18 protein-coding genes are annotated in these 25,639 nt (G+C 59.9%); 5 read left to right on the forward strand and 13 right to left on the reverse strand.

The genetic code is table 11. The annotated features are described in order from the left end of the window. Nucleotides 1-62: 62 nt before the first annotated feature. Nucleotides 63-1,124 carry a DUF1611 domain-containing protein gene (locus ACVWVQ_RS07580; protein ID WP_457507783.1) on the reverse strand — a complete coding sequence of 354 codons (1,062 nt, stop codon included), beginning with the start codon at nt 1,122-1,124 and terminating at the stop codon, nt 63-65. A 237-nt stretch (nt 1,125-1,361) separates the two neighbouring features. Then, on the reverse strand, nt 1,362-2,444 hold the full coding sequence (locus tag ACVWVQ_RS07585) for a dipeptide epimerase (RefSeq protein ID WP_457507738.1): 1,083 nt from the start codon (nt 2,442-2,444) through the stop codon (nt 1,362-1,364). A 178-nt stretch (nt 2,445-2,622) separates the two neighbouring features. On the opposite strand from ACVWVQ_RS07585, the gene ACVWVQ_RS07590 reads away from it, so the two are divergent. The 5 genes from ACVWVQ_RS07590 (at nt 2,623) to ACVWVQ_RS07610 (ending at nt 14,075) form a co-directional block, all read left to right on the forward strand. After that, nucleotides 2,623-4,260, forward strand: coding sequence for an acetolactate synthase large subunit (locus tag ACVWVQ_RS07590; RefSeq protein ID WP_457507785.1), 1,638 nt, complete (start codon nt 2,623-2,625; stop codon nt 4,258-4,260). Nucleotides 4,261-4,420: 160 nt separating this feature from the next. Further along, the gene (locus ACVWVQ_RS07595) at nt 4,421-6,481 is read left to right on the forward strand and encodes a GspE/PulE family protein (RefSeq protein WP_457507740.1); all 2,061 of its coding nucleotides are present in this window, start codon (nt 4,421-4,423) and stop codon (nt 6,479-6,481) included. A 131-nt stretch (nt 6,482-6,612) separates the two neighbouring features. Further along, complete coding sequence (locus tag ACVWVQ_RS07600) at nt 6,613-7,755, forward strand: type IV pilus twitching motility protein PilT (protein ID WP_414383847.1); 1,143 nt, start codon at nt 6,613-6,615, stop codon at nt 7,753-7,755. Between the two features lie 185 nt (nt 7,756-7,940). Next, nucleotides 7,941-9,167, forward strand: a complete 1,227-nt coding sequence (locus tag ACVWVQ_RS07605) for a type II secretion system F family protein (RefSeq protein ID WP_457502728.1) — start codon at nt 7,941-7,943, stop codon at nt 9,165-9,167. Nucleotides 9,168-9,239: 72 nt separating this feature from the next. After that, nucleotides 9,240-14,075: an alpha-2-macroglobulin family protein gene (locus ACVWVQ_RS07610; protein ID WP_457507742.1), complete on the forward strand. Its 4,836-nt coding sequence runs from the start codon at nt 9,240-9,242 to the stop codon at nt 14,073-14,075. A gap of 52 nt (nt 14,076-14,127) precedes the next feature. On the opposite strand, the gene ACVWVQ_RS07615 is transcribed toward ACVWVQ_RS07610, so the two are convergent. The 11 genes from ACVWVQ_RS07615 to ACVWVQ_RS07665 all read right to left on the reverse strand — a co-directional run bounded on the left by ACVWVQ_RS07615 (nt 14,128) and on the right by ACVWVQ_RS07665 (nt 25,600). Continuing rightward, nucleotides 14,128-15,957 carry an Rqc2 family fibronectin-binding protein gene (locus ACVWVQ_RS07615; protein WP_457507744.1) on the reverse strand — a complete coding sequence of 610 codons (1,830 nt, stop codon included), beginning with the start codon at nt 15,955-15,957 and terminating at the stop codon, nt 14,128-14,130. A 546-nt stretch (nt 15,958-16,503) separates the two neighbouring features. After that, nucleotides 16,504-17,109, reverse strand: a complete 606-nt coding sequence (locus ACVWVQ_RS07620; RefSeq protein WP_457507746.1) for a DUF3727 domain-containing protein — start codon at nt 17,107-17,109, stop codon at nt 16,504-16,506. A gap of 107 nt (nt 17,110-17,216) precedes the next feature. Then, on the reverse strand, nt 17,217-17,453 hold the full coding sequence (locus ACVWVQ_RS07625; RefSeq protein ID WP_011433717.1) for a gas vesicle protein GvpG: 237 nt from the start codon (nt 17,451-17,453) through the stop codon (nt 17,217-17,219). Between the two features lie 189 nt (nt 17,454-17,642). Beyond that, the gene (locus ACVWVQ_RS07630; protein ID WP_414342319.1) at nt 17,643-18,032 is read right to left on the reverse strand and encodes a hypothetical protein; all 390 of its coding nucleotides are present in this window, start codon (nt 18,030-18,032) and stop codon (nt 17,643-17,645) included. 341 nt (nt 18,033-18,373) lie between these two features. Beyond that, nucleotides 18,374-20,008, reverse strand: a complete 1,635-nt coding sequence (locus ACVWVQ_RS07635; RefSeq protein ID WP_457507748.1) for an AAA family ATPase — start codon at nt 20,006-20,008, stop codon at nt 18,374-18,376. Nucleotides 20,009-20,053: 45 nt separating this feature from the next. Continuing rightward, nucleotides 20,054-21,361, reverse strand: a complete 1,308-nt coding sequence (locus tag ACVWVQ_RS07640; protein ID WP_457507750.1) for a pentapeptide repeat-containing protein — start codon at nt 21,359-21,361, stop codon at nt 20,054-20,056. A 57-nt stretch (nt 21,362-21,418) separates the two neighbouring features. Further along, nucleotides 21,419-22,747, reverse strand: a complete 1,329-nt coding sequence (locus ACVWVQ_RS07645) for a pentapeptide repeat-containing protein (RefSeq protein ID WP_457507752.1) — start codon at nt 22,745-22,747, stop codon at nt 21,419-21,421. Nucleotides 22,748-22,755: 8 nt separating this feature from the next. Beyond that, nucleotides 22,756-24,276 (reverse strand): Hsp70 family protein, encoded by a 1,521-nt coding sequence (locus ACVWVQ_RS07650; protein ID WP_457507754.1) that lies wholly within the window; start codon nt 24,274-24,276, stop codon nt 22,756-22,758. A 5-nt stretch (nt 24,277-24,281) separates the two neighbouring features. Then, a complete protein-coding gene (locus ACVWVQ_RS07655; protein WP_168173627.1) occupies nt 24,282-24,911 on the reverse strand; it encodes a helix-turn-helix domain-containing protein in 630 nt (209 codons plus the stop codon). Nucleotides 24,912-25,006: 95 nt separating this feature from the next. Beyond that, nucleotides 25,007-25,216, reverse strand: a complete 210-nt coding sequence (locus ACVWVQ_RS07660) for a DUF2997 domain-containing protein (protein WP_099812547.1) — start codon at nt 25,214-25,216, stop codon at nt 25,007-25,009. A gap of 9 nt (nt 25,217-25,225) precedes the next feature. Continuing rightward, the gene (locus ACVWVQ_RS07665) at nt 25,226-25,600 is read right to left on the reverse strand and encodes a DUF1257 domain-containing protein (RefSeq protein WP_099812548.1); all 375 of its coding nucleotides are present in this window, start codon (nt 25,598-25,600) and stop codon (nt 25,226-25,228) included. Between the last annotated feature and the right edge of the window lie 39 nt (nt 25,601-25,639).

The following is a 25,639-nucleotide window of genomic DNA, read 5'->3' on the forward strand; positions in this document are numbered from 1 at the left end:
TTGAAGATGATGAGTTTTTCCCAGATGGACAATGGGAGTGGATCCGCTGTCTGCAAACTGAGTTATCCTGCCGCCAGAATTGCCTCCAACAAGGGATCCGCCCCAAAACGCACCACATCCGTACAGGGCCGTCCGGTCTCGGCTTCCACCCGGCGGATCTGCTCCAGGGCTGCTTCTTCCTCCCAGCCGAAGGTATTGAGGGCAATCCCCACCACGGGCGCGGGGGCAAAAGCCCCGGCAGCTGCCGCCACCTGTTCATACAGCTCAATCACCTTGGGTAAGGGCGGGATGGGCACGTAGTCTATCCCCTTGATGTGGGTCTGGCCGGCGCGGTGTACCAGGATAAGGTGGGTGGGCTGGGATCCGCGCAACAGGGGCAAGGTGGCCGTAGAGGCGGGGTTGAGCAGGGATCCCTGACCTTCCAGGTGCAGAATGTCGTGGTCAGAGCCATAGCGTAAGATCAGTTGCTCCACCGCCCCACTGGCATAGTCCACCCGCACCGCATCCAAAGGGATCCCCTCGCCGCCGATCAGAATCCCGGTTTGCCCGGTGGCCAAAAAGCGGGAGCGCAGGCCCCGCCTCAGGCTGGCCCGGTGCAGCTCTAGGCTGGTGGACATTTTGCCCACGCTCATGTCGGTGCCCACCGTCAACACCCGTTTACAGGGCAGGGTGCGGGCCAGGGCTTTCCCCACCGACAGGTTGGGGGGCTCGCGGCGAATATCCCAGATCCAGGCCCCCGGCTGCAACCACTGCCGAAACTGGGGATCCTCGGCCAAAGGCGTGTGCAGCCCATTCACCAGAGACAGGCCAGCTCGCAGGGCCAGGCCCAACTCCTCCCGCCAGTCTGGCGGCAACTGCCCCCCTGAAGGGGCGATCCCAATCACCAGAACTTCAGGCCGGTGGGCCAGCGCCTCCTCCACCGAGGCCACGATGGGAATGTCTTTGGCAATTCCGGTCAGATGGGCCAGGGATCCCCCCGCCTGCTCCCGGTCGATCACCGCCACCACCGGGAAGGAGCCGTAGCGCAGCAGCCCCAGCCCCGTTTTCCCATGCTCCCCCAGCAATCCCCCGTGGAGCAGGATGGCCACGCGACTTTCGCTGGACAGGGATCCTGGCTTTCCCATCATTCCTGATACATTCACGCTGAACTCTCCTGAACATGGTTCAGGAAAGAAGCGATCGCATCCTGCCTATCTCTGAGCAGGAAGGCGGTATCCCGCAAAGCCCTGAGGAATACCCCCCGAGCGCTTTCCCCCTTCACTTCCCGGCAACCGTTGCGGTGGACTCAAGGATCAGGGGGAAACTTGGTCTACTATATCCCTCTCAATGACTTTTGCCAAACCGCCTAAAGCTCAGTAAATTCAGCAAAGTTCAGGGTTTTGGGGGTTAGAGGCATGCTCCCTCAGCTCTACCCCCAAACCCGGTCGGTCGGTGGGGAGCAGGCAGCCGTCCTGCAGGATGGCCCCGGCAAAGGGATCGTCGATGAGGTTGAGGTGGCTATCCAAGTCCAGGTAATCCACCAGGGGAGCCAAGTGGGCTGCCGCTGTGTTCCCCAGAGCTGTGTTGCTGTAGCAGCCCAACATCACCTGTAGGCCGTGGGCTTTGGCGGTGTGGATCATGCGCCAGGCTTCGCTGAGGCCTCCGCACTTCATCAGCTTAATGTTGATCCCGTGGACGCGATCCACCAGAGGGGGGATATCGCGGCTGTCCATACAGCTCTCATCCACAAAAATGGGCAGCTTCGACTCGTGCCAGAGGGTGATCAGCTTCGCTTCCTGCCCCCTCTCCAAAGGCTGCTCCAGGTAGCTCACCCCTTGCCCCGCCAGCCAGTTGCTCATGCTCAGGGTTTGCTCCACCGTCCAAGCGCCGTTGGCATCCACTGTAATCAGGGATCCCAGCGGGATCACCTCTTGTACAGCAATCAGCATGTTCTGATCCGCCATCAGTCCTGAGCCGCTGCCCAGCTTGATCTTAAAAGCCCGCGCTTGGGTCTGTTCCATCCAGGCCAAGGCGCGCTGGCGGGCCGCCTGCGGGGTGGAGATGCCGATCGTCATCGTCGTGGGCGGAATGCGGGAGCGATCCAGCCCCCACAACTGCCACAGGGGCCTCCCCAGCCGTTTGCCCATCCAATCGTGCAGGGCCATATCCACCGCTGCCCGCGCTGCCGAAGGGATCCCGGCCCGCAGCAGTTCTGCCTCGATTGGCTGTCGCTCCCAGGGGGAATGGCGGCGCAGGATCCCTTTGGCCACCTCCAGACCCATCAGGATGTCGTCCAGAGACTGGTGGTAGTCGTCGCTCACCGAAAAAGGGCAAGCCTCTCCCCACCCTTCAACTCCCTCCTCCTCAATTCGCACCCAAGCCAAGGTTGTATCGCTGTGGGTACCTCGGCTGATGGTCAAGGCGTAGCGCTTGTGAACGGTGAAAGGTTCGACGTAGAGCCGCATGGGCATCTCCAGAAGAGGAAGCTTGGAGGGGCAATTGGGCCTGGGCCGCCCCTTTGAGCTTAGCTTGGTTCCCAGCCCAGCCTGCCCCCGTCCCCAAGCCCAGAAAACAAGTTATCCCTTGCCCCGTCCGCCGTCTATGGTGGGATCCAGATCCACCGTTCTCCATACCCTTGCCACCATGAATACCGCCGAACTGCTGGTTCGCTGCCTGGAAAATGAGGGGGTGCAGTACATCTTCGGCGTTCCTGGCGAAGAAAACCTGGAAGTCCTGCAAGCCCTGCGCCGCTCCTCAATTCGCTTTATCACCACCCGCCACGAACAGGGGGCCGCCTTCATGGCCGATGTCTATGGCCGGCTGACGGGCAGAGCGGGGGTGTGTCTCTCCACCTTGGGGCCGGGCGCCACCAACCTGATGACCGGAGTTGCCGATGCCAACCTGGATGGAGCACCCCTAGTGGCCATCACCGGCCAAGTCGGCACCGACCGCATGCACATCGAATCCCATCAGTACCTGGATTTGGTGGCCATGTTTGCCCCCGTCACCAAGTGGAATGCCCAGATCGTGCGCCCCAGCATCACCCCGGAGATCGTGCGCAAGGCTTTCAAATTGGCCCAAGCCGAGAAGCCCGGGGCCGTCCACATCGACTTGCCGGAAAACATCGCCGCCATGGAAGCCAGCGGCACTCCCTTGAGGAGAGATCGCCTGGACAAAACCTACGCCTCCTATCAAAGCCTGAACGAAGCGGCGTCCCTGATCTCCCGCGCCCGCAACCCCTTGATTTTGGCCGGCAATGGGGCCATTCGCGCCCAAGCCAGCAGTGCCCTCACGGAATTTGCCACCCGCTTGAACATCCCCGTGGTCAACACCTTCATGGGCAAAGGGGTGATCCCCTACACCCACCCCTTGTCCTTGTGGGCCGTTGGCCTACAGCAGCGGGATCTGGTCAGTTGTGGTTTCGACCGAACCGATCTGTTGATCGCCGTCGGCTACGACCTCATCGAGTACTCTCCCAAGAAATGGAACCCCGACGGCACCATCCCCATCGTTCACATCGCCGCCCTGCCGGCTGAAATCGACAGCAGCTACATTCCGCAAGTGGAGGTGGTGGGAGACATTTCCGACTCCCTGATGGAGATCCTGCGCCGCTGCGATCGCACGGGCAAGCCGGATCCCTATGGCATCAGCCTGCGGCAGAACATCGTCCGCGAGTACACCTGCTATGCCCAGGATCAGAGCTACCCGATCAAGCCCCAAAAGCTGATCTACGACCTGCGCCAAGTCCTGCAACCGGAAGACATCGTCATCTCCGATGTCGGCGCCCACAAGATGTGGATGGCCCGCCTCTACCACTGTGACAAACCCAACACCTGTCTCATCTCCAACGGCTTTGCCGCCATGGGCATCGCCATTCCGGGGGCCTTGGCCGCCAAATTGGTGCATCCCGACCGGCGCATCGTGGCCGTGACCGGAGATGGGGGGTTCATGATGAACTGCCAAGAGCTGGAAACTGCCCTCAGGGTGGGCACCCCCTTTGTCACCCTCATCTTCAACGATGGCGGCTATGGGCTGATCGAGTGGAAGCAACACAATCAATACAACGAGGCTGCTTTCGTCAAGTTCGGCAATCCAGACTTCGTCAAGCTGGCGGAGAGCATGGGCCTCAAGGGCTACCGTGTCGAAAAGGCTGCCGAGCTGATCCCCATCCTGAAGCAGGCCCTCGAGCAGCCGGTGCCCACCCTCATCGACTGCCCTGTCGATTACAGCGAAAACCTTTACTTGACCCAGCGGTCGCAAGCGCTGGTCTGCGAGACTTAGGGGGTGAGGTGGATAGGAATGCGAGATTTGAGCCGAGTTGGGGCATAGTAAGCCTAGGGTTGGCGGCCTCTGGGAAGTCCAGACTTATGTATCTTTACCGTTGACCCTTAGCAGCCAAGTGCAGTGAAATAGAGGCATTGTGTGTGGGTGACCCGCCAGCATGAGCGATCTTCCTTCCCCTCCCTTTACCTCGCGCCGCGCCGGCGCTGCCAGCAAAGCTCTGGCCATCGCCAACGTCAGCATTACCCCCTTTGGCCGCAAGTTAAAGGAGCTGGGCTTTGCCGACGATAAGCAGATCCAGGACATCCAAAACGCCCTCAAAGCGGATCGAGAGGGCAACAGCAAGGCCCTGGCTCTGGTGGTCAAGGATATCGTGGGCAAAGAGATCACCCCTGACCTGGAGCGGGCTTACAAACGGCAGCAGCTCTTTGAACTGAAAATCATCTACGGGATCCCCTCCCTGGATGTCGACCTGGAGCCGGTGGAGATCTCCGAGATGATTGGGCTGATCGACTTGATCTTGCCCCTCGACATCTGCAACCGCTACAAGTTCTTGCCCATCCGCCGCCAGGATAACCAAGTGATGGTGGCAATGGTCAAGCCGGACAACCTGCAGGCGTTGGATGACATCCAACGGCGCTTTCGCATCCAAGGGCTGAAGCTGCAGCGGCGGGTCTTCACCCAGCGGGATTTCGAGACCCTGATCAACCGCTACATGGATGTGCAGGCGGATTTACTTGCTGTTAAAGGGATCAACGACGCTGTTGCCCAGCAGGAAGAAGAGGTGGTGGTCAATACCGCCGAAATCGATCTGGACAGCATCGAGGATGTGGCTGCCGATGAGGTCGGCGAGGGATCCCTGGAGCAGCAGGTCAAATCGGCAGATGATGCCCCGATTATTAAACTGTCCAACCAGATCCTGGTCAAGGCCCTGCAGGACGGGGCGTCTGACATCCACATCGAGCCACAAGAAGAATACCTGCGCATCCGCTTCCGCAAAGATGGGGTGTTGCGGCAGGCTTTTGAAAACTTTCCCAAGAAGATCGTCCCCGCCCTCACTGCCCGCTTTAAAATCATCTCCGACCTGAACATTGCCGAGCGGCGCATGCCCCAGGATGGGCGGATTCGGCGGGTCTTCAAGGGGCGCAAGGTGGACTTTCGGGTCAGCACCCTGCCCTCCCGCTATGGGGAAAAGATCGTGCTGCGGGTTCTGGACAACTCCGCCACCCAACTGGGGCTGGACAAGCTGATCACCGACCCAGAGACCTTGGAAAGCTTCAAGGAGATTGTCAAGCGACCCTTTGGCCTAATCTTGGTGACCGGGCCAACGGGATCCGGGAAAACCACCACCCTCTACTCGGCCCTGGCGGAGGTGAACGACCCGGGCATCAACATCAGCACCGCCGAGGATCCCATTGAATACTCGCTGCCGGGGATCACTCAGGTGCAGGTGATCCGAGAAAAGGGCATGGACTTTGCCATGATCCTGCGGGCCTTCTTGCGGCAAGACCCGGATGTCATCCTGGTGGGGGAAACCCGCGACCACGAGACGGCCAAAACCGCCATCGAAGCCTCCCTCACGGGCCACTTGGTGTTGACCACGCTGCACACCAACGATGCCCCTGGCGCCATTGCCCGTCTGACGGAGATGGGGATCGAGCCATTTATGATCTCCAGCTCGTTGCTGGGGGTGTTGGCCCAGCGCTTGATGCGCCGGGTGTGTACCGAATGTCGGATCCCCTACCACCCCACGCCGGAGGAGCTGGCCCGCTATGGCCTTACCCTCAGTGGCGACGGCGAGCAGCTCACCTTCTACAAAGCCAACAAGCTCTCCCCCAAAGAAGTGGAGCAGCGCAAGGCCACCGGCAAGCCCATCTGCGAGAAGTGTGGGGGCGTGGGCTACAAAGGTCGGGTAGGGGTGTACGAGTTCATGCGCATGAACGACCGCCTTGCGGACTTGATCAACAAAGAGGCCCCCACGGAGGTGATCAAAGAAGCGGCGGTGGAAAGTGGCATGAAAACCCTGCTGGCCTACAGTTTGATGCTGGTGAAGCAGGGCCTCACCACGCTGGAGGAGGTGGATCGGGTGACCCTCACCGACAAGGGTCTGGAAAGCGAGCTGAAGGCCCGTGCCAAGGCTCTCAGCACCTGCCGCAACTGTGGCGCGGCCTTGCATGTGGACTGGATGGACTGCCCCTATTGCCTGACCCCGAAGTTTTAGGAAGTCGGCTTGGCACTTGACGATGTTGGGGTGCCGACTATAACAGTCCTATACAGTTGCCTTTCTCACATGGCTTTGGCCGGCGGCTCTTTTGATAGACAGTTCTACTCGCCTTTGGAGAACCCAACCCTATGCCCCAACTGATGATCGAAGACCTCATGGAAGCAATCGTCCAAAAGGGCGGTTCCGACATTCATATCTCGGCGGGTTTGCCCCCCTACTTCCGCATCAATGGTCACCTTGAGCCGACAGAGCATGAGCCTCTCTCGGCAGAGGAGGTGCAGCGGTTGATCTTCAGCATGCTGAACAACAACCAGCGCAAGCAGCTGGAGCAAAACTGGGAATTGGACTGCTCCTATGGGGTGCGGGGGATCGGGCGCTTCCGCGTGAACGTCTACCGCGATCGCGGCACCTATGCTTGCGCCATGCGGGCCCTGGCTTCTGAGATCCCCAACATCGACAAGCTGGGCCTGCCGGATGTGTGTAAGGAAGCAGCTCGCCTGCCGCGGGGCTTGGTGCTGGTAACCGGCCCAACGGGATCTGGCAAATCGACTACGCTGGCTTCCATGATCGACATGATCAACCGCGAACGGGCCGAGCACATCCTCACCATCGAGGATCCCATTGAGTACATCTACACCCCCATTCGCAGCATCATCCACCAGCGGCAACTGGGGGAAGACACCAAGAGTTTTGCCAATGCCCTGCGGGCAGCGATGCGGGAGGATCCGGATGTGATCCTGATCGGGGAGATGCGGGATCTGGAGACCATCCAGTTGGCCATTACCGCCGCCGAGACGGGCCACCTCTGCTTTGCCACGGTACACACCAGTTCTGCCGCCCAGACGGTGGATCGCTTGGTGGATGTGTTCCCGCCCGAGCAGCAGCAGCAGATTCGCGTGCAGCTCTCCAACTCCCTCAAGGCCGTCTTCTCCCAAACTTTGGCCCGCCGCCTTAACCCCAAACCGGGAGAGCCTGGACGGGTGCTGGTGCAGGAGATCATGGTAGTGACGCCGGCCATTGCCAACCTGATTCGGGAGGGCAAAACTGCCCAGATCTACTCGGCTATCCAGACGGGGGGCAAGCAGGGCATGAAAACGCTGGAGCAAGATCTGGCTAACCTTTACCTACAGGGCAAGATCGACTTCGATACGGCCATGTCTAAGACCTCTCGCCCCGAGGAGTTGCAACGGCTTTTGGGCAACGTTACCGGGCCCTCGCCAGCCGCGGCTGCCCAGCAACAGCGGCCACCAGCAGTTGCCGCCCGTCGCTAAACCTCGTTGCCACCAGGCAGTGCTGGGATCCCGGGGTGAGGGTTCATTGCCGATCTCTAGCCGCTGACTTGATTTGTGGCTAAGCTCTAGCTGAGAGATTGTTGATCTGCCCAAGGTTTGGGCTGACTTCTCTTTTGCACCTGCGAAACATTTAAAGCCATTTCGTTCTAGCCGGGGGTACAGCCATGCCGCGCTACAAGGTTCGGGGGTTAAAGGCCGGTCAGCCGGTACGCCTGACGGTGGTGGCCAACAACTTGACCGAGGCCCGCGCACGGCTGCGCCGAGATGGGATTTTCGCCAAACAGGAGGACATTCAGGAAGAAAAGCCCTTTTTCTCCTTGGAGACGTCTTTCGATTTGTCGATGCTGGGATCCATCGACATTCGCGACAAGGCGGTGTTTTCCCGGCAGTTCGCTGCCCTGATCAACGCCGGCGTGTCGATGGTGCGCTCTCTTACCATCATGGAGGAGCAAACCGGCAACCCCAAGCTCAAAAAATACCTGAGGGCCATTCGCTCAGACGTGGAAGCCGGGAAAAACCTTTCTGACTCCATTCGCCCTTTCCCGGATGCCTTTGATGGCCTTTACTGCAGCATGGTGCAGGCAGGAGAAGTGGGGGGGGTTCTGGATGAAGTGCTCAACCGTCTGGCCAAGCTGCTGGAAGACATGGATCGCCTGCAGAAGCAGATTAAATCAGCCATGACCTATCCGGTGGTGGTGACAATTTTGGCAATCCTTATTTTTTTAGGGATGGTGCTGTTCATCTTGCCCACGTTTGAGAGCATCTACAACGACTTGGGAGGGGAGCTGCCTGCCTTCACCCAGTTTTTTATCAACATCAGCAAGTTCCTGCGCACGCCCCAGTACAGCTTGGGGCTGGTGGGCTTTCTAGGGGCCGTCTATTTTGCTTTCCGGCGCTTTTACCGCACCCCTGCCGGCAAGGAGACCATCGACGCGCTGGCCCTCAAGCTCCCTATCTTCGGGGATCTGATCCAGAAGTCGGCGGTGGCTCGCTTCTGCCGCACCTTTGGCGCTCTCACCCGCTCCGGGGTGCCGGTGCTGACTTCCTTGGAAATTGTGCGCGACACCTCCGGCAACCAGGTGGTGGCCAACGCCATTGACGCCGCCCGCCAATCCATCTCAGAGGGAGGGCAGATTGCCCCTGCTCTGGACAAGGCCAAGGTCTTCCCAGTCATGGCCATTCAGATGATCAGCGTGGGGGAAGAGACAGGGGAGCTGGACGCGATGCTGATGAAGACGGCGGATTTCTACGAGCTGGAGGTGGAGGAGGCGGTACGCGCCCTCACCAGCCTGCTGGAGCCGTTGATGATCGTGATCCTGGGCGGTATGGTGGGCTGCATTATCGTGGCCATGTACCTGCCCATGTTCAACGTCTTCGAGCTGGTGAAGTAGTGGATTGGGCTGACCCTTGAACCCCCAGGGCGGCCAGGGCACAGGGTAGGAGCAACAAAGGAAAGGGATCCCATGCTGAGGCGATGGTTAGCGGCCCTGGTGCTGTTGTTGGGGGTGGGGCTGGCAGTTTTGCTTTCCGAACAGCCGACGGGATCCCTGGCGGGACGGGTGGAGCTGCCGGCAGGGGTAGCTCTGGAGAGCGTCCGGGTGATCGCCGCCGGCCCGGTCACGCGCAGCGCCAGCTTGGCCTCAGATGGCGAATATCGCTTGGATCGATTGCCTGTTGGGGAATACCAGGTGACGGTGCAGGGATCCGGCCTGGAAACGGTGGGCAGCCAGGGATCCGTTCTGGTGCGGGAGGGGGCAACGGTTCGGATCCCCACCTTGCGCCCTCAGCTTGTCCCCCCCGGTCTCTATCTCTACAGCACCAGCCAGGTGTTTACGACCGCAGAACCGGCGCGGCTGCAGTGGCGGGCCACCAGCCTGGGCTCGGTGCAGCTCAGCCTCTATCGCTTTTCCCTGACAGAGCTGCAGGGATCCCCTCTCTTGCGAGATTTGGCGGATGCTGGCTATGGCTCCCTGGATCCGGCTCTGTATCCCACCCTGCGGCGGGAGCTTGTGCGCAGTTGGCAGCAGCCGGTGCCACGACGAGCGGGAGAGGGGTGGACAGCCCAAACCTTGGAGCTGGGGATCCTGCCGCCGGGGGCCTACTGGGTGGAGGCGGAGGGCCGGGAGCCGCTGAATGCGGCTGCACCCTTGCCCCGTTTCGACCATTGGTTTTTGGTGAGCGATCTCGGCCTCATCCAGAAGCAGGATGCCAGCCAGTTGGTGGTGCAGGCGGTGCACCTGCGGGAGCTGCGTCCCCTGGCCGGGATCCAGATCCAAGTTTTCGGGGAGAGGGGGGATCCCTTGGCGGCCACCACCGATGCAGAGGGGCTGGCCCGCTTTGGACTGCCGGCGGGAGCTAGCTCCTCCGTGGTGGTCTATGGCCGCAGCGCCGACAACAGGTTACAGGCTTTGTCCCGCAGCTACGCCTATGGCTGGAACCAGCCCCACCGCATCTACGCCTACACCGACCGTCCCCTCTACCGTCCCGGCCAAACCGTCTATTTCCGCGCCCTGGTGCGAGAGCAAACCCGCCTCATGCCGCCTCCCCCAGGACAAGCAGTGCGCCTGACCCTCACGGCCCCCAACGGGGATGTGTTGAGCGAACAAACCCTGGCCACCAATGCTTTTGGCAGTGTCCATGGGGAGTTTCAACTGCCAGAAGAAGCGTCCCTGGGCAGCTACGGCCTGGAGTGGCAGGTGTCAGGGCCGCAGGGATCCAGCCGCGAATACACCTCTTTTCAGGTGGAAGCCTACCGCAAGCCGGAGTTTGAGGTGGCGGTGGTGCCCGACCGACCTTGGCTGGTGCGGGGGGGATCCCTGAAGGTGCAGGTGGAGGCCGAGTATCTTTTCGGCGCGCCGGTGGCCGCTGCCCAGCTTCGCTACCGAGTTTACAGCAGCCCCGACTGGAGCCTGCGCTATGGGCTGTTGCCCCGTTCTGCCGAGGAAGACTATTTCGCCGACGACCTGGGAGAGGAGCAGGGCTACTACGGCGGCTACGGCCAGTTGGTGGCGGAAGGGGAAGGGGTGACGGATGCCCAAGGGCGGGCGGAGTTTCGCCTGGATCGCCTGCTGCAGGATCTCAACTGGGAAGAAGACAGCTACTGGGGCCCCCAAGAGGTGCAGCAGTTGCGCATCGAGGTGGAGGTGACCGACATCAGCCGTCGCACCGTGACCGGAACGGCGCGGGCCTGGGTAACAGCTGGCGAATTTGCCCTCTTTGCCGAGGCCGACCGCCACCTGCCCGCTCCGGGGGATACCCTCACCTACCGGCTGCAAGCCCGCGATTACGATGGCCGCCCCGTCAGCGCCACCGGAGAGCTGAGCCTGGAGCGCTGGCGCTGGGATCCCAAGAGCAGCACCTACCAACGGCAAGGTACCCTGCTGCGGCAGCCTTTTCAGATCGTCAACGGGGAGGGCAGCCTCACCCTCAGCTTGCCCGCCGACCTGGAGCCGGGAGACTACCGGGTGCGGTTGACGGCATGGGATCCCCCCCGTCAAAGTGCTCTGCACCGCTGGCGCGAACGGGTGCAGGAGGTGGACTATCTCTGGGTGGTGGAGCCGGGCAGCCCCCTGCAAAGTTGGGGATCCCTGCCCAGCCTGGAGGTGGTGGCGGATCGGCAGATCTACCAGGTGGGGGAGGAGGCCCAGATCCTGATAGTCTCGCCGCTGCCGGATGTGGCGGTGCTGGTGGGCATTGAGGGATCCCGGCTGCACCAGGTGCAGGTGCTGCGTCTCCAGGGGCATACGGCCACGCTGCGGCTGCCCATCCGCGGCGACTATCGTCCTAATCTCTACGTCACTGCCACTGCCATCGGCCCAGAGCGGCGGCTGTACCGAAGCGAGGCCCTGCTGCGGGTCTCCCCCTTGGATCGCTTTTTGCAGGTGGAGCTGCAGACCGATAAGCCCAACTATCGACCGGGCGAGACCGCCCAAATCCAAATCCGCACCCGCGATGCCCAAGGGCAGCCGGTGAGCGCCGAGGTGGGCCTAGGGATTGTAGACAATGCCCTCTACCTATTGCGACCCGACTTCACCCCGGATATTCGCCGCTTCTTCTATGGGCGCCAGTACAACCAAGTTACCACCACTACCTCTTTCCCTCAGCAATATCCCGGCGGTGCTGACAAGCTGGCCGGCCAAGTGCGGGAAGACTTTCGCGATACCGCCGCCTGGTTTCCGGATCTGGTCACCAATGCCGATGGCCTGGCTCAGGTGCAGGTGCGCTGGCCCGACAACCTGACCACCTGGCGCTTGACCGCCCGCGCCGCCACTGCCGACACCCAGGTGGGATCCGCTCTTGCCACAGTCTCGGTTAGCAAAGACCTGTTGGTGCGCTTGGCCGCTCCCCGCTTTTTCCGGGTGGGGGATCAGCTCACCTTGGCGGCCATTGTGCAAAACCGCACGGGTCAAGCCCAAGCGGTGGAGGTGCGGCTGGAAGTTCCTGTTCCTGCCGGTGGGATCTTGAAATTGCAAGGCCCGGAACGACAACGCCTCACCGTGCCGGCCCAAGGAGCGGGGCGGGTGGAATGGCCTCTCCAGGTTCTGGGGGCCGGAGATACCTCTCTGCGGGTCTGGGCGGAAGGGAATGGGCTGAAAGATGCGTTGCAACTGCGGATCCCCAGCCAGCCCTTTGGGGCGGCGCATCGCTTCTCCCAAGTGGGCCAACTGGGAACCCCGTCTGGCTTGCGTGAAGGGGAGTCTGGCAGTCTGGAGTTGCCGCTGAATTGGCCCGCCACCTGGGTGCCGGGATCCCGGCAGCTACATCTGGAACTGGCTGCCAGCCCGGCAGCAACCCTGCTGGGGCCGCTGGATTACCTGGTGGAGTTCCCCTACGGCTGCACCGAGCAGACCTTGAGCCGCTTCTTGCCCGCCCTAGCCGTCGCCCAAGTCAGCGAGCAGTTGGGCTTGAACCTGCGCTGTTGCTCCGCAACGCCGACGCGACCGCAAACCCTGGAGCGGCTGCCTCGAGTGCTTCGATCCGGCTTGCAGCGGCTGGAGGGATCCCAGAACTACGATGGGGGCTGGGGCTGGTGGGCCCATGACCGGAGCAACCCCTATCTGACCGGATACATCCTGCAGGGATATCATCTTGCCCAAGCTGCTGGCTATGCCCTCAAAGAGTGGCGGGTGCGGCAGGCCTTGGACTATCTGGCCGCTCAACTGGCCCAGCCACAAGCCCTCTCCCCGGATCTGCAGGCTTTTGTCGCCTACAGCCTGGCCCTCTGGGATCCCGCTTTGGTAACTGCCGACCTGCCGCCGCCGGCCCAGCTTTCCACCTTTGGCCTGGCCTACCATGGCCTGGCTGCCCTGCAACTGGGCCAGAGGGATCTTGCCCAGGCAGCCCTGGATGAGGTTCTGGAGCGGCGGCAACAGGATCCCCAAGGGCGCTGGTTTATCCCGGCTGCCTCTTCCTTGGCAACCCACGAGCGCTCCACCTACGACGACATGGAGGTGGCCGGCCCGCTTTTGCAATTGGCCGTTCGCTTGCAGGATGACCGGGCTGCCCAGATTGCCGAGGCCCTTCTCCAGCAGCGGCAAAACAACCGCTGGCGCACCACCAAAGCCACCGCCGATGCTCTCCTCGGCCTGTCCGCCTACTACCAAGCCCAGCAGCAGCAGCTTCCCGGCCCCGGCGAGGTGCGGGTGTTGGATGGGACAACTGGATCCCTTCTCGGTCGCTGGCAGGCCGGCGCTGGGGATCCCCGCTATGGGCTGGATTGGGCTGACGCAGAAGTGGGGAACCTGAGCAGCCTGCGCCTGGAAAAGTCCGGCCCCGGCCCCCTTTACTACAGCTTGAGGGGAGAAGCCTTCGTCCCCAACCCTCTGCCCTCTCAAGCCCAAGGCTTTGCGGTGAGCCGCAGCTACTTCCGCCTACAGCCCCAGCCCCAACCCAACGGGAAGATCCGCTACCGAGAGCAGCCGCTGCGCCCTGGCGACACAGTAAGGGCCGGAGAAATCCTCCTGGCCCGGTTGACGGTGGAAGCCGAGCGGGACAGCCACTACGTGGTGGTCGAGGATCCCCTGCCCAGCGGCGCCGAGATCACCTCCCAGGATCTGCGAAAGTTCACCGGCTTGGCCCCAGACTACTGGTGGGACTGGTTTTGGACCCGCCAAGAGAATCGGGATGACCGCGTGGCCTTTTTCAGCACCGAGCTCAAGCGGGGCCGCCATGAGTTTGTCTATCTCTTCCGCCCGGAGATCCCCGGCCAATTCCAGGTGGCTCCTGCTTTGGCCGAAGAAATGTACGACCCCAGCCGCTATGGCCGCAGCGCCCCTTACTCCCTCAAGGTTCTTCCCTAGATTCCCTCAAGCCTGCTCGTGGCATGGGCCAGAAACGAAGTAACCAGTTGCGTCAGTGTGGCCCAAGGGCTGACGCAATGAGCAGCTGCGCATGGCTGGGCCGCCCCCAAAGCACCTGCTCCTGTTTGTAAACGACCATGCCGGGCGGGGATCCCTTGGGTTTGAACACCAGTTTCGGGCGAGTGTAGACTACCGGCACCTGTTCGCTGAGGCGACCGCGGCTGAAATGGGCCGCCAAATCAGCAGCCGCCTGCAGATCTTCGCTTTCTGCTACAGCCCCGGGGGGCAAGCGCAGCAGCACATGACTACCGGGGATCTCCTGGGCATGAAACCACCAATCGTGTTCCTGGGCCACGCGAAAGGTGAGCTGGTCATTTTGCAGGTTGTTGCGCCCCACCCAGATGGAGAAGCCACTGGGGCTGGTAAAGCGATGGGGATTGAAGGTTGCCGGTGAGGCATGTTTTGAGCTCGCCCGCAGAGACTCTGTCCCGCTGTTGCGAGTGGGACTCTCCAAGTAGCGCTGTTGAATCAGCTCGGTCTCAATTTCCTTGAGGGTGGTCAAGTCTTGGGGATCCCGATAGGTTTCCAGCTGCTGTAGAGACGCTTCCACCTGCTCGAGGTAGAGGATCTCTTGGCCGAGCGCCTCTTGTAAAGGTCGGAGGGCATCCTGGGCCCGTTTTTGTTTGCGGTGCTTGCGGTAGTAGGCTTGGGCATTGAGAATAGCATTTTTCTCAGGGTCGAGAGGGATCTTGACCGTCTGGCCGCTGGCAAAATCCGGCAGCTCGATGTGATGCAACCCTGGCCGCCAGAGGTGGAGGTGGGCCATCAACAAGTCGGCAGCCTGCTTGGAGGCTTCCGCTTGGGTGGAGTCGGCCAGCATTGCCTCAAATTGCTCTCGCCGCTGATGGAGCTTTTTCAGCAGGGTGGATACCCTTTGCAGCAGACGGTGGCGCTCTCGCTCAAACTGTTCACGATTAAGCTGAGCCTGGTAGTAGCTTTCCAGAAGTTGGTGCAGGTTGAGTCGAGAAGGTTGTTGCAGGGACTCCGTCCCGCTAACGGGAACGGCACCGCTTGCCCAGCCGAGAACGGTGTATCCCTGGGGAGTGGGAGCTGGGTCAAACTGGCCTGTTTCCAGACGGGTTAACCAGTCTTGCCACCTGGCAAACAGTGCCTGCCAATCGCGGGCAGAGAGGTGATCGGTGGAGGTTTGGGGCGGGATCCCAGCCTGATGACACATCGCTTCCACCAAATGCCGACTGAGGCCGCGATAACAGCGCAACAGCCGTTGGCCGATGGGGCCGGGGATCAGGGCAACGCGCTCTTGCCAGCAGGAGAAGGGCTCGGATCGCTGCGGGATCGGGTCGGTTAGGGCCGGAGGAGCCTCGTAGGGCAGGCCCGGCTGCACTGGACGGATTCGCGATTGGCGCTCGCTTACCCCATGGCCACTGGCCAGGATCATGCCCGCCTCGTCCACCAAAATGGCATTGCTGTGCTTGCCCATCACCTCCAGGTAGAGATGGCGATAAGGGGGATCCCCGGGCCGAGGGGCAAAGCGCAAGTCAATCACCCGTTCCCAATCCTCCAGCAGAGCCAGCTCCGTCAGAGCCAAACCCTTCAGGTGCCGTTGGAGGAACTGGCTAAATTGAAAGCCATCCGGCTCTTTGGGAGGAGGCTGACAGAGGTGGAGACGGGCCGCCTGAGGATGCCAGCACAACAGCAGGCAGGGGCGGGCAGTGAGGGTGCGCAAGCCGATGACCACCGTCCACAGATCGGTCTGTTGGATCCATTCCACGCGGGCAGGCAACACTGGATCCCGACCTGTCTTAGCCTGGGTTAGATCGGCGAGCACAGCACGCAGGGTGGTTAAATCAACCGGCTGCATCCCTGTTGCTGATACATTTACGCTGAACACTGCTGAACATCACTGTTCAACTATGCAGCGATAGCATTCTGTTTGTTTCCATTCGCGTTAGCGGGACGGAGTCCAAACAGAATGGCGGTATCCCGCAAAGCTTTGAGTAGAATACCCAAAGCGCAGTTTCCGTGTCGTCTTACTACCAATTTTCTGCTTTGCTTTGGCTACCATGTTGGCAGACTCGAAAGTAAACAGAAAGATCAACTGGTAGTAATCCGTACTGAACATATTATACATTATTTTCAGTATAGTTGAGCTTATTATTGACTAGAGTCATGCTCCTTCGCTACGCAATGCTCAGGCGGCTGGTCTGAGGCTGGCTTATTCTGACCCTTGGCCCGCAGATCCGACGCCCCCGACAGATGTTGAGACGGGTCTGGAGTGGCTGGTGAAAAACTCTGGGCAAGTTTTACCGGGTAGTTTCACCACCTCTATCCCTATGGTGCTCCGCACCGCCGAGGCGACTGGCTGGGCAGGAGTATCCAACTCGGCAGAACAGAAGGGGTTGACCGCCTAATCTTCGTCTTCATCTTCTTCGTCATCTCCATCTTCCCATTCCTCATCGAGATCCAGCAGCAGGGCATAGAGCTGATCAAAAAGCTCTGGCGGCTCATCGGGGGTGAGCAGGTAGGGATCCCCTTCGTCAGGCAGAGCGGCGTAGAGCAAAACGGGATCGAGGGGGGTAAAGATGCCGTATCTCTTCTCTTGGTAGAAAAAGGTAGCTAGCAGTTGAAACTCCTGGGCATCTTCCTCGCTCTCGCCCAGCTCGAACACATCTTCCTCTTCGACTGGGGGCAATTCCCCCTGAACCGTGAGGATGTCGAAGCCATTTTGCTGCAAGGTGAGGTTCAACTCCCCCAAGACAGCCTGGATGGTGGGCAGGGCAGCCTGTAGCTCTTCGGGATCCGGCTCGTCCAGGATCCCTTCCATGTTGGCATCGCCGTTCACCGCTTGGCTGGGTTCTTCTTCCCCTTCCCAAACCAGCACTTTGATCACAGCATCAACGGGAGTCACCAGAGCATAGGTCTGCTCGTCGATGACCACCTGACGCAGGATCTCGCACTTGAGAGGCTGGTTTTGCTCGTCGCGGAGCACCAAGGTTTCATGGGATTCAGTCATTGAAAACAGCCCAGGGTAGGAAAGACGGGGGTGTACAGAAGCTCATTCTCCCATGTTCTGCCCCCCTGCAATGCTGAGGGATCCCTTCCAGGCCCACCGGCAGAACTCTATGCTTCGGCTTCTCCTTCTGCTTGGGTTAAGGCTTCCAGAGCCAATAAAATCTCCTCTTCTCGGCGGGCGTAGGTTTCTTCGTCAATTTCTCCCAAATCTAGCTGAATTTGCAGGGCCGTAAGTTCTTTTTGCAGGTTTTCTTTGCTATCCAGCTGTGCTTCGGCGCGTTCTTGGATCTGCTCTGCTAGCCAAAGCAAACTTTGGGCCGGCCACGTCAACAGTTGCCAAACCATCCCAGGGCCCCTAAAGCAGATGATGAGTCTTCGTAATCCTATCAATTTGGATTCTCAGGTGGCCATTGCCCCGGCCTAGCCGTGAAACTTTTTGTTCCCTTCCTCCCCAAGCTGGAAAGACTGGGACACGCACGAAGCGCCAGGGGAAACACTGGCTATTGGTGCTCAGGCAAGTCCTAGCCGCGAAGACTAATCCTCTCGCTGGTGCTTCTCGATCCACTCCATGAGCTCCCCCTCGGAATGGGTACACAGGCGCTCTCCCGTGATTGGGTCTTGGACAGACCACCAGACCATGCCGCTGCCATCTACCCACTGCCGCACCCGCAGTTCATCGCAGGCCGCCAAGACTGCCTTCAGGCTCTGCCAAAGGTGGCGCAGTCCTCTGAAGAGCGCTGAAGAGAAGGGATCCCTGCCGCCGTACTCGGCTGCCAGCTGCCGCTCTTCTTGTTTCAGCAGCTCCATCAAGCGGGTGTTGTTGGCCGCCCTAGCTGCTTCCAAACGACGGGCCAGGGAGGCTGCTATGTTTTGGCGATGGCGGGCCAGGAGACTTGTCCCCCTCATTTCAGCGATTGCACTCATAAGGCTGCTCTACATACCAGTACCTCTACACGATCAATCCTACCAAAAAATCTGTAGTCAAGGATACGAAAAGTGCAAAACCATCGGTCCTGCACGCTAACGTGCGGGATCCGATCCCAGTGCCCTGCCTGGGAGCTGCCGGAAGTTAATCCAACAAGGGGCCACCTGAGCAGCTCAGATCAATCGGCGGCTTCCCCGGACGGATTTAACGGGGGCTAATCCACAGGCAGCAAATTCAAGCGGAGCGGCAACCGGAGTTTTTCTGCGTCTTGCAGGAAAAAATGCTTGCAAGCCTACTTCCACGGAGCTGCCACAACTCGGAACGAGCCGACCAAAACAGCTTAGGCAGGAGGTGGAGAGGAAAAGGATGGGGGACTATCAACTTCAATGTAGCCTAACCCTCTCTTCTGGACGATGGTCCGTAGCTCCTGAATCAACTTTTGATCTTGGGAAGCGGTACGTGCTCCTGACTCGGCAGCCCATTCTTTCAAGCTTTGAATTTGGTCACGAGCGATGGCAGCTAGAGGAACCGTTTGGCGAATGGCGGTCAGGATATCTTCTTGGGTGAACTCGCGGGGTGGATCCTGATTAAAGGCCATGTGCATGGCATCGTAAATGGTCTGTTCAATTTCCGCCCCGCTGAAATCTTCTGCAGCCATGGCCAGCTCAGTATAGGAGAAGTCTCGTACTCGGTTGGACCGTAGCCGTTGGACATGGACTCGAAAAATCTCTTCCCGCTCCCGTTGGTTGGGCAAATTGACGAAGAAAATTTCGTCAAACCGGCCTTTGCGCAGCAGCTCGGCCGGCAAGATGCGGACATTGTTGGCGGTGGCAACAATAAAAACGGGTTTGGTTTTTTCCTGCATCCAGGTGATCAGGTTGCCGAAGACCCGCTTGCTGGTGCCCGAATCCCCTGAAAACTCGCTGTTGACGCCGCCAAAGGCTTTATCCAACTCATCAATCCACAACACACAAGGGGCCATGGCTTCGGCAATTTGGATCATCTGGCGCACGCGGCTTTCGCTTTCGCCGACGATCCCGCCGAAGAGTCGCCCCACATCCAGCCTGAGCAAGGGCATGCGCCACTCGCGGGCTATGGTTTTGGCACATAGAGACTTGCCGGTGCCCTGGATCCCGGCCAGCAAAATGCCCTTAGGACTGGGCAAGCCATAGGCACGGGCCTGGGCACTAAAACTGTTGCGGCGCTGCCGAATCCAGGCTTTGAGGTTTTCCAGGCCGCCGACATTTTGCAAGGTCTCGGAGGGGTTGTAAAACTCCAGGATTTCCGTCTGGCGGATGTATTGTTTTTTCTCTTCCAGAACAAGGTCAATATCGCCCTCGCTGACCTTGCCCTTGGCGGCTAGGGCGCGGGCCAGGATCCGCTCAATGCGCTGCCGGGTCAGTCCTTGGCAGGCTCGAACCAGTTGTTCCCGCGCCGGGCCGCTTAGCTCCAGTTGACGGGCAGGGATCGCGCGGGTAATGATCCGCTCAATTTCGGCGATGCTGGGCAGGGGAAAATCATAGACCACAATTTCCTCGCGCAGCTCGGCAGGGACAACGGCTTCTTGGCTCAAGAGGATGATGGACTTGCGGCTGTGGCGGCTCTCTCTGGCCAGGGTTTTCAGGTAGCGGATGACGGGGTAATTGTCCGAGCGTTCCGGATTTCTCAGGGTGGGGTTTAGGTCTTTGAGAACACAAATAACCGCCTCGTCCTCTTTGATGGCGCCGATGCGGCCCAGAGCAGGCATCAATTGGCCTTTGTTTTGGCCGTTATCTGACCAGCCGGAGACGATATCCCAGATTAGGAGTTTGCGCTTGGGCTTGAGGGAATCGGCTAGAACTTGCAGGAGCTCCTCTGCCGGGGCTTCTTCGGGAGTAACCAGGTAGATCAAAGGGTAGCGGGCGCGAACCACTAAGTCCAGCAGTGTGAGGATGTCTTGGTGATTGCTGGCAAAGGCGAGATCTGAGGGACTCATGGATCCACTGAGAGCGGCTGTAGGTAGTGTAGCCAAGGGATCAGGCTAGGGATGGATGGCTCCGTCGGGGAGGATGGCCCCTTTCAAGTCGGCGAATTGATCCCAGCCGGGACTTAGTTTTGCGCCCCATAGGTTTGCCCCCTTTAGGTTCGTGCCACCCAGCTTTGCTCCCCTCAGGTCAGCCCTGCTCAGGTCGGCCCCGCTCAGGTTGGCCCCGCTCAGGTCAGCCCTGCTCAGGTTGGCCCCGCTCAGGTTGGCCTGGCTCAGGTTGGCCCCGCTCAGGTTGGCCTGGCTCAGGTTGGCCCCCCTCAGGTCGGCCCCGCTCAGGTCGGCCCCGCTCAGGTTGGCCCCCCTCAGGTCGGCCTGGCTCAGGTCGGCCTGGCTCAGGTTGGCCTTGCTCAGGTTGGCCCCGCTCAGGTTGGCCTGGCTCAGGTTGGCCTGGCTCAGGTTGGCCTTGCTCAGGTTGGCCTGGCTCAGGTTGGCCCAGCTCAGGTCGGCCCAGCTCAGGTTGGCCCCGCTCAGGTTGGCCCCCCTCAGGTTGGCCCCCCTCAGGTTGGCCCCACTCAGGTCGGCCCAGCTCAGGTTGGCCTGGCTCAGGTTGGCCTCAATCAGGTCGGCCCCGCTCAGGTTGGCCCCCCTCAGGTCGGCCCCGCTCAGGTTGGCCCCACTCAGGTCGGCCCAGCTCAGGTTGGCCCAGCTCAGGTCGGCCCCGCTCAGGTTGGCCCCACTCAGGTTGGCCCCCCTCAGGTTGGCCCCCCTCAGGTCAGCCCTGCTCAGGTCGGCCCCGCTCAGGTTGGCCCCGCTCAGGTCAGCCCTGCTCAGGTTGGCCTGGCTCAGGTTGGCCCCACTCAGGTCGGCTCTTCTTAGGTCGGTCTTGCTCAGGTTGACCTCAATCAGGTCGGCCCCGCTCAGGTTGGCCCAGATCAGGTTGGCCTGGCTCAGGTTGGCCTGGCTCAGGTTGGCCTGGCTCAGGTTGGCCTCAATCAGGTAGGCCCCCCTCAGGTTGGCCCAGCGGAAATCCCGCTCTCCCGCTTTATACCTTGCTCGGACATCTCCAACCTGTCGGAGGGGAAGTCGATGGGACTTTGCCACCTGCACCTGCTGCGGATCCTTCGATTCCAGCAGCGTCTCCCAAGCCGCAAACTGCACTTCCCAGTTGGGATCATTTCGCAGGGCTTGGATGACAAGATCCGCTCCTTTTGCGCCATATTGGAGAGCCCTCTTAATTGCTCGGATTCTCACCTTGGGATCCGGGCTAGCTAGAGCTTGCTGAATAGCCACCAGGCCACCCATGACTGGATCAAATCCACCCGGCCCTTGTCCCCCCAAAACAGGATCGAAGTTCTCGGCCACTGAATCACCTCCCTCATTCTTCCAAGCGACTCTCTACAAACCTTGGGGCCACAAAGTCTAAGGATGGCGTGTCCCATCGGGGAGAATTGTGTCCGTCAAATCTTTGAACCATCCCCATCCAAGATTGAGCCTGGCACCTGCTAGGTTGGCCCCTCTAAGTTGAGTACCCCACAGCTTGGCCCAGCTTAGGTCAGCCCCACTTAGGTTGGCCCGGCTCAAATTAGCCTCGTCCAAATCAGCCCCAATGAGCCGAGCTCTGCTCAGGTTGGCCCCAGTGAGGTTGGCACCTCTCAGGTTGGCGCCTATCAGGTAAGCCCCAGCCAGGTTAGCTTCTTGCAGATCGGCCCTGCTTAGGTCGGCCTCAATTAGGTTAGCGTCGCGCAGGTCGGTTCCATATAGGTTGGCTTCACCCAGGCTAGCTCTGCTCAGGTTGCTCCCGCTCAAGTTGGCCCCGCTCAGGTCAGCTCCGCTTAGGTTCTTCAGGCCGGCCTGACTGTTGACGATTTCCCAGACTAACCGCCACTTGGGATCTAGCCGGGTTGCTTCAGAAATAACCGACTCCCTCAAGTTAGCCCCGCTCAGGTTGGCCCTGTTCAGGTTGGCTCTGCCCAGGTCAGCCCCCCTCAGGTCAGCCCCCCTTAGGTCAGCCTCATTCAGGTTGGCCCTGCTCAGGTTGGCCCAGAAGCTCAGGCTGGCCTGGCTCAGGTTGGCCTCAATCAGGTTGGCCCTGCTCAGGTTGGCCCTGTTCAGGTTGGCTCTGCCCAGGTCAGCCCCCCTCAGGTCAGCCTCACTTAGGTCAGCCTCAATCAGGTTGGCCCTGCTCAGGTTGGCCTCGCTCAGGTTGGCCCAGCTCAGGTTGGCCTCGCTCAGGTTGGCCTCAATCAGGTCGGCCCCGCTCAGGTTGGCCCCCCTCAGGTCGGCCTCGCTCAGGTTGGCCCCCCTCAGCTTGGCCCCCCTCAGGTTGGCCCAGCTCAGGTCGGCCCAGCTCAGGTTGGCCCCGCTCAGGTTGGCCCCCCTCAGCTTGGCCCCCCTCAGCTTGGCCCAGCGGAAATCCCGCTCTCCCGCTTTATACCTTGCTCGGACACCTCCAACCTGTCGGAGGGGAAGTCGATGGGACTTTGCCACCTGCACCTGCTGCGGATCCTTCGATTCCAGCAGCGTCTCCCAAGCCGCAAACTGCACTTCCCAGTTGGGATCATTTCGCAGGGCTTGGATAACAAGCTCGGCCCCTCTGGATCCGTACCTCAGAGCACCCTTGATTGCTTGGATTCTCACCTTGGGATTCGGACTGCCCAGGGCTTGCTCAATGCCCACCAAGCCTCCCATGACCGGATCGGATCCGGCTGGTTGCTGTCCACCCAGAACAGGATCAAAGTTTTCCGCCATCCCTAACCTCAAGTTAACCTTCCAACCACCTGCTGCTGCATAAGGGTCTTTTGAGTTTGCAAATCTACTACCGTTACCCGCAAAGTTCGCCCGGCATCGACGGCAAAGGTGACCTGCAAACGATCCACTCCCACCCGCCCTAGCGGCTTGAGGGGAATGGAAAGCTGGTTGTGGATCCCAAGGGGACGAAAGCTAGAAGCTGCGGTGCTGTTGCGGATCTGCATCCGACCGTCGGGATCGTAAACAACCTCAGTTGCCCCTTCCTCGGCCATCTCACCAACCACCAGGTTGATGTGGCTTTGCCCATTGGCGTTGGCCTGCAAGGGAGGCAGTTCCACCGTGGCAGGATAAGCCGTGCCGCTCTTAAAGAGAGGGAAAAAGTCGGGCGCCTGCAAATAGGGATTCCAGAGCCGCAGGGCATAGGTATGGCGGAGATGATCTTGAAGGCGGGCAAACTGGGTGAAGGCCAGAGCGCCGTGGGCCACTGCCTCAAACGGCTTGTGGTACTTGACCTTGTCGCGGCCAAAGAGGCTAATGACCTGATGCTGCACTCCTGGGATGAGGCTGGTGCCACCCACCAACACCACCTGGTGGATATCTCGTTTAGAGATCCCTTTATTGTGGGCTTTCTCGATGACCTCATCGATGGCTTCTCTCAGCCGCGTCAGCAGGCCGCGCTCTTCCAACAGCTCCTGGAGTTGCTCGCGCTGAAGCGTTAAAGTGTGGGTCTCAAAGGAGTCTTCATCCAGCCAGGCCTCGCTGGCCTGAGAATGGCTGGAGAGGCGGATCTTGAGCCGCTCGGCAACCTCGCACAGAACCTGGAAGCTGCTGGCCGGGACCTGCTGTCGCTTGCGGCCCAACTGCTCCAGCACCCATTCGGCAATCCAGATATCGATATCGACGCCGCCACAGCCATAGGCCCGGTCAGTTTTGGCAATGACCTCAGCTCGGTAAGCAGTGCCCTGCTCTGGCTTCAAGATTTTGACCAAAGAGAGGTCGAGAGTTCCGCCCCCCAAATCGATCACCAAAATCAGGGATCCCGGCTGCTGGATCCCGTAGCCCAAAGCAGCCGCGGTGGACTCGTCGAGGAACACGACCTGTTGGATCCCTAGGGAGCCAAACACCTCTTGCAGGTTGTGCAAATAGCCCTCGTAGGCTCCCACCGGCACGGTCAAGATCACCTTATCGGGCTGCCAGCCCTCTGCCTGGAGTTTGGCAAGAAGCTGCTGCAGAAAGATCCGCGTGGCCTCTTGGGCTGTGTAGGCCTGTCCATCCACATAGGTTGGAGCCGGCTGGAATTGTTGAGAGAGATCCCGCTTAAAGCCTTTGAATAGGCGCTTGGGATCCCGTTTGGCCTGGGCAGGTGCCCCAATCAAAAATTGCTGATTTTGGCCGACAAAGAGAACCGAGGGAATTAGAGGGGGGCTGCCGTCGTAGCGGTGGGTGATCCCTGGTATATCGATTGCAAGGGGTTTTTGGTTTTGGTAGGCACAGACCACCGTATTGGAAGTGCCAAAATCAATAGCCAACGTCGTCATGCTGCCAAGGAAGGTAGAGTGCGACTGACTTTGGCTCGAACTAAAACTTGATCCCTAAGTCGATAGCCCACAAAGCGAACGTAGACCGGCTCTCCCGCCTGGATATCCTCTTCATCGGGCTGGTGGCTTTCTGGGTCATAGGCCACCTGTTGCCACACCTGGCCAATGGTTTCCAACTGCCAGTCTTCCAACAAGTTGCCCAGACAGGTCAGCAAAGCCAAGACTTGCTGCGCGGGGTAATCCGGTCGCCTCTGCACAACCTGCTGCAGGGTAGGATATTGCACCAAAAGAGGCTTGAGCTTTTCCACCAGTTCGGCGCGGATTTGATGGCGCAATTGCCCTTCCTGCTGTTCTAGCTGTTTGTGCAGCCGCTGCAATTCCTGAGCCGTTTCTACAGACTCCGATGCTAGCTCAATTCCGCTAAAATCCTGAATAAGGTTCGGCAAGGGTACTTGCAAAATGCTGGCCGCTCGATTGAGATCGGCTAACTTCAGCTTTTCGGCCTGTCCAGTTCTCAGGGCATTTAGGGCTCCTCGACTCAGTTTGGCCTTTTGTCGAAGCTCTCGCCAGGTTGAGATACCGGCAGCCTGCATGAGATTGCGCAGCAGGGCATCATGACTTTTCATTTCAGAGTTACGACTCCAAAATGGAATCCTAGCCAGAGTCTTTTGGATCCCTTTGGTTAAACTAGACAGGGGATCAAGAAAGGGGTTTGGGGCATTCATAGACGCTCCACCTGACGCTGGACATCTTCTTCTATGACTGGTACCTGGTCATATTCAGGCAACAGTTCCCTTTTTTGAACTGTGCCCAATGCCCTTTCTATTTCCTCAGTTAGTTCAAGGCAGCCCTTGCCTTTGACATTGAGCACGCGCTCAATCACGTTGCCATCTTTGTCGATGATGTATTCAACCTGTTGATATTCCGCCATAATGCCTCCTCAAGCCCAGCGCCCCAACACAATCCTGATCTGCCCTTTTTCATCCACAGATTCCGACTCTACCGTAAATCCCTTCTCCGCGGCCGTCGCAAGAAGCTGCTCGCGGGTATAGGCTTGGCGGATTGGCGCTAAGAAAGCCTCAGCGCTGACTCCCGTTCCCCAAAAGTCGGCAATCATCTCCAGGCTGTCCCCCCGTTGGCGAAAGCCAATGTCGTAGCCGTTGCTGCGCCTAACCACCAGATCTGCCTGGACACGGTTCCCTCCATACCCCCGGACATAAGTGTTTTCCAAGACCTCGTGACCTTGGGCAACCAAAGCGCCTTTCAGGATCTCTTTATTTTTGAACTGAACCTTGATGCTGGTGAAGTGCGACACTGTGGGGATTCTCCTCAGAAGAACATGCTTTATCCTAGA

It is taken from the genome of Thermostichus sp. MS-CIW-36 (assembly GCF_054059035.1).

What these genes read in the sequence shown, in the direction of transcription:
- ACVWVQ_RS07610 (WP_457507742.1), top strand. Translation starts at nt 9,240, where the DNA reads ATGCTGAGGCGATGGTTAGCGGCCCTGGTGCTGTTGTTGGGGGTGGGG.
- ACVWVQ_RS07625 (WP_011433717.1), bottom strand. Translation starts at nt 17,453, where the DNA reads ATGGTTTGGCAACTGTTGACGTGGCCGGCCCAAAGTTTGCTTTGGCTA.
- ACVWVQ_RS07600 (WP_414383847.1), top strand. Translation starts at nt 6,613, where the DNA reads ATGCCCCAACTGATGATCGAAGACCTCATGGAAGCAATCGTCCAAAAG.
- ACVWVQ_RS07605 (WP_457502728.1), top strand. Translation starts at nt 7,941, where the DNA reads ATGCCGCGCTACAAGGTTCGGGGGTTAAAGGCCGGTCAGCCGGTACGC.
- ACVWVQ_RS07630 (WP_414342319.1), bottom strand. Translation starts at nt 18,032, where the DNA reads ATGAGTGCAATCGCTGAAATGAGGGGGACAAGTCTCCTGGCCCGCCAT.
- ACVWVQ_RS07615 (WP_457507744.1), bottom strand. Translation starts at nt 15,957, where the DNA reads ATGCAGCCGGTTGATTTAACCACCCTGCGTGCTGTGCTCGCCGATCTA.
- ACVWVQ_RS07660 (WP_099812547.1), bottom strand. Translation starts at nt 25,216, where the DNA reads ATGGCGGAATATCAACAGGTTGAATACATCATCGACAAAGATGGCAAC.
- ACVWVQ_RS07635 (WP_457507748.1), bottom strand. Translation starts at nt 20,008, where the DNA reads ATGAGTCCCTCAGATCTCGCCTTTGCCAGCAATCACCAAGACATCCTC.
- ACVWVQ_RS07580 (WP_457507783.1), bottom strand. Translation starts at nt 1,124, where the DNA reads ATGGGAAAGCCAGGATCCCTGTCCAGCGAAAGTCGCGTGGCCATCCTG.
- ACVWVQ_RS07655 (WP_168173627.1), bottom strand. Translation starts at nt 24,911, where the DNA reads ATGAAAAGTCATGATGCCCTGCTGCGCAATCTCATGCAGGCTGCCGGT.
- ACVWVQ_RS07590 (WP_457507785.1), top strand. Translation starts at nt 2,623, where the DNA reads ATGAATACCGCCGAACTGCTGGTTCGCTGCCTGGAAAATGAGGGGGTG.
- ACVWVQ_RS07595 (WP_457507740.1), top strand. Translation starts at nt 4,421, where the DNA reads ATGAGCGATCTTCCTTCCCCTCCCTTTACCTCGCGCCGCGCCGGCGCT.
- ACVWVQ_RS07620 (WP_457507746.1), bottom strand. Translation starts at nt 17,109, where the DNA reads ATGACTGAATCCCATGAAACCTTGGTGCTCCGCGACGAGCAAAACCAG.
- ACVWVQ_RS07585 (WP_457507738.1), bottom strand. Translation starts at nt 2,444, where the DNA reads ATGCGGCTCTACGTCGAACCTTTCACCGTTCACAAGCGCTACGCCTTG.
- ACVWVQ_RS07645 (WP_457507752.1), bottom strand. Translation starts at nt 22,747, where the DNA reads ATGGCGGAAAACTTTGATCCTGTTCTGGGTGGACAGCAACCAGCCGGA.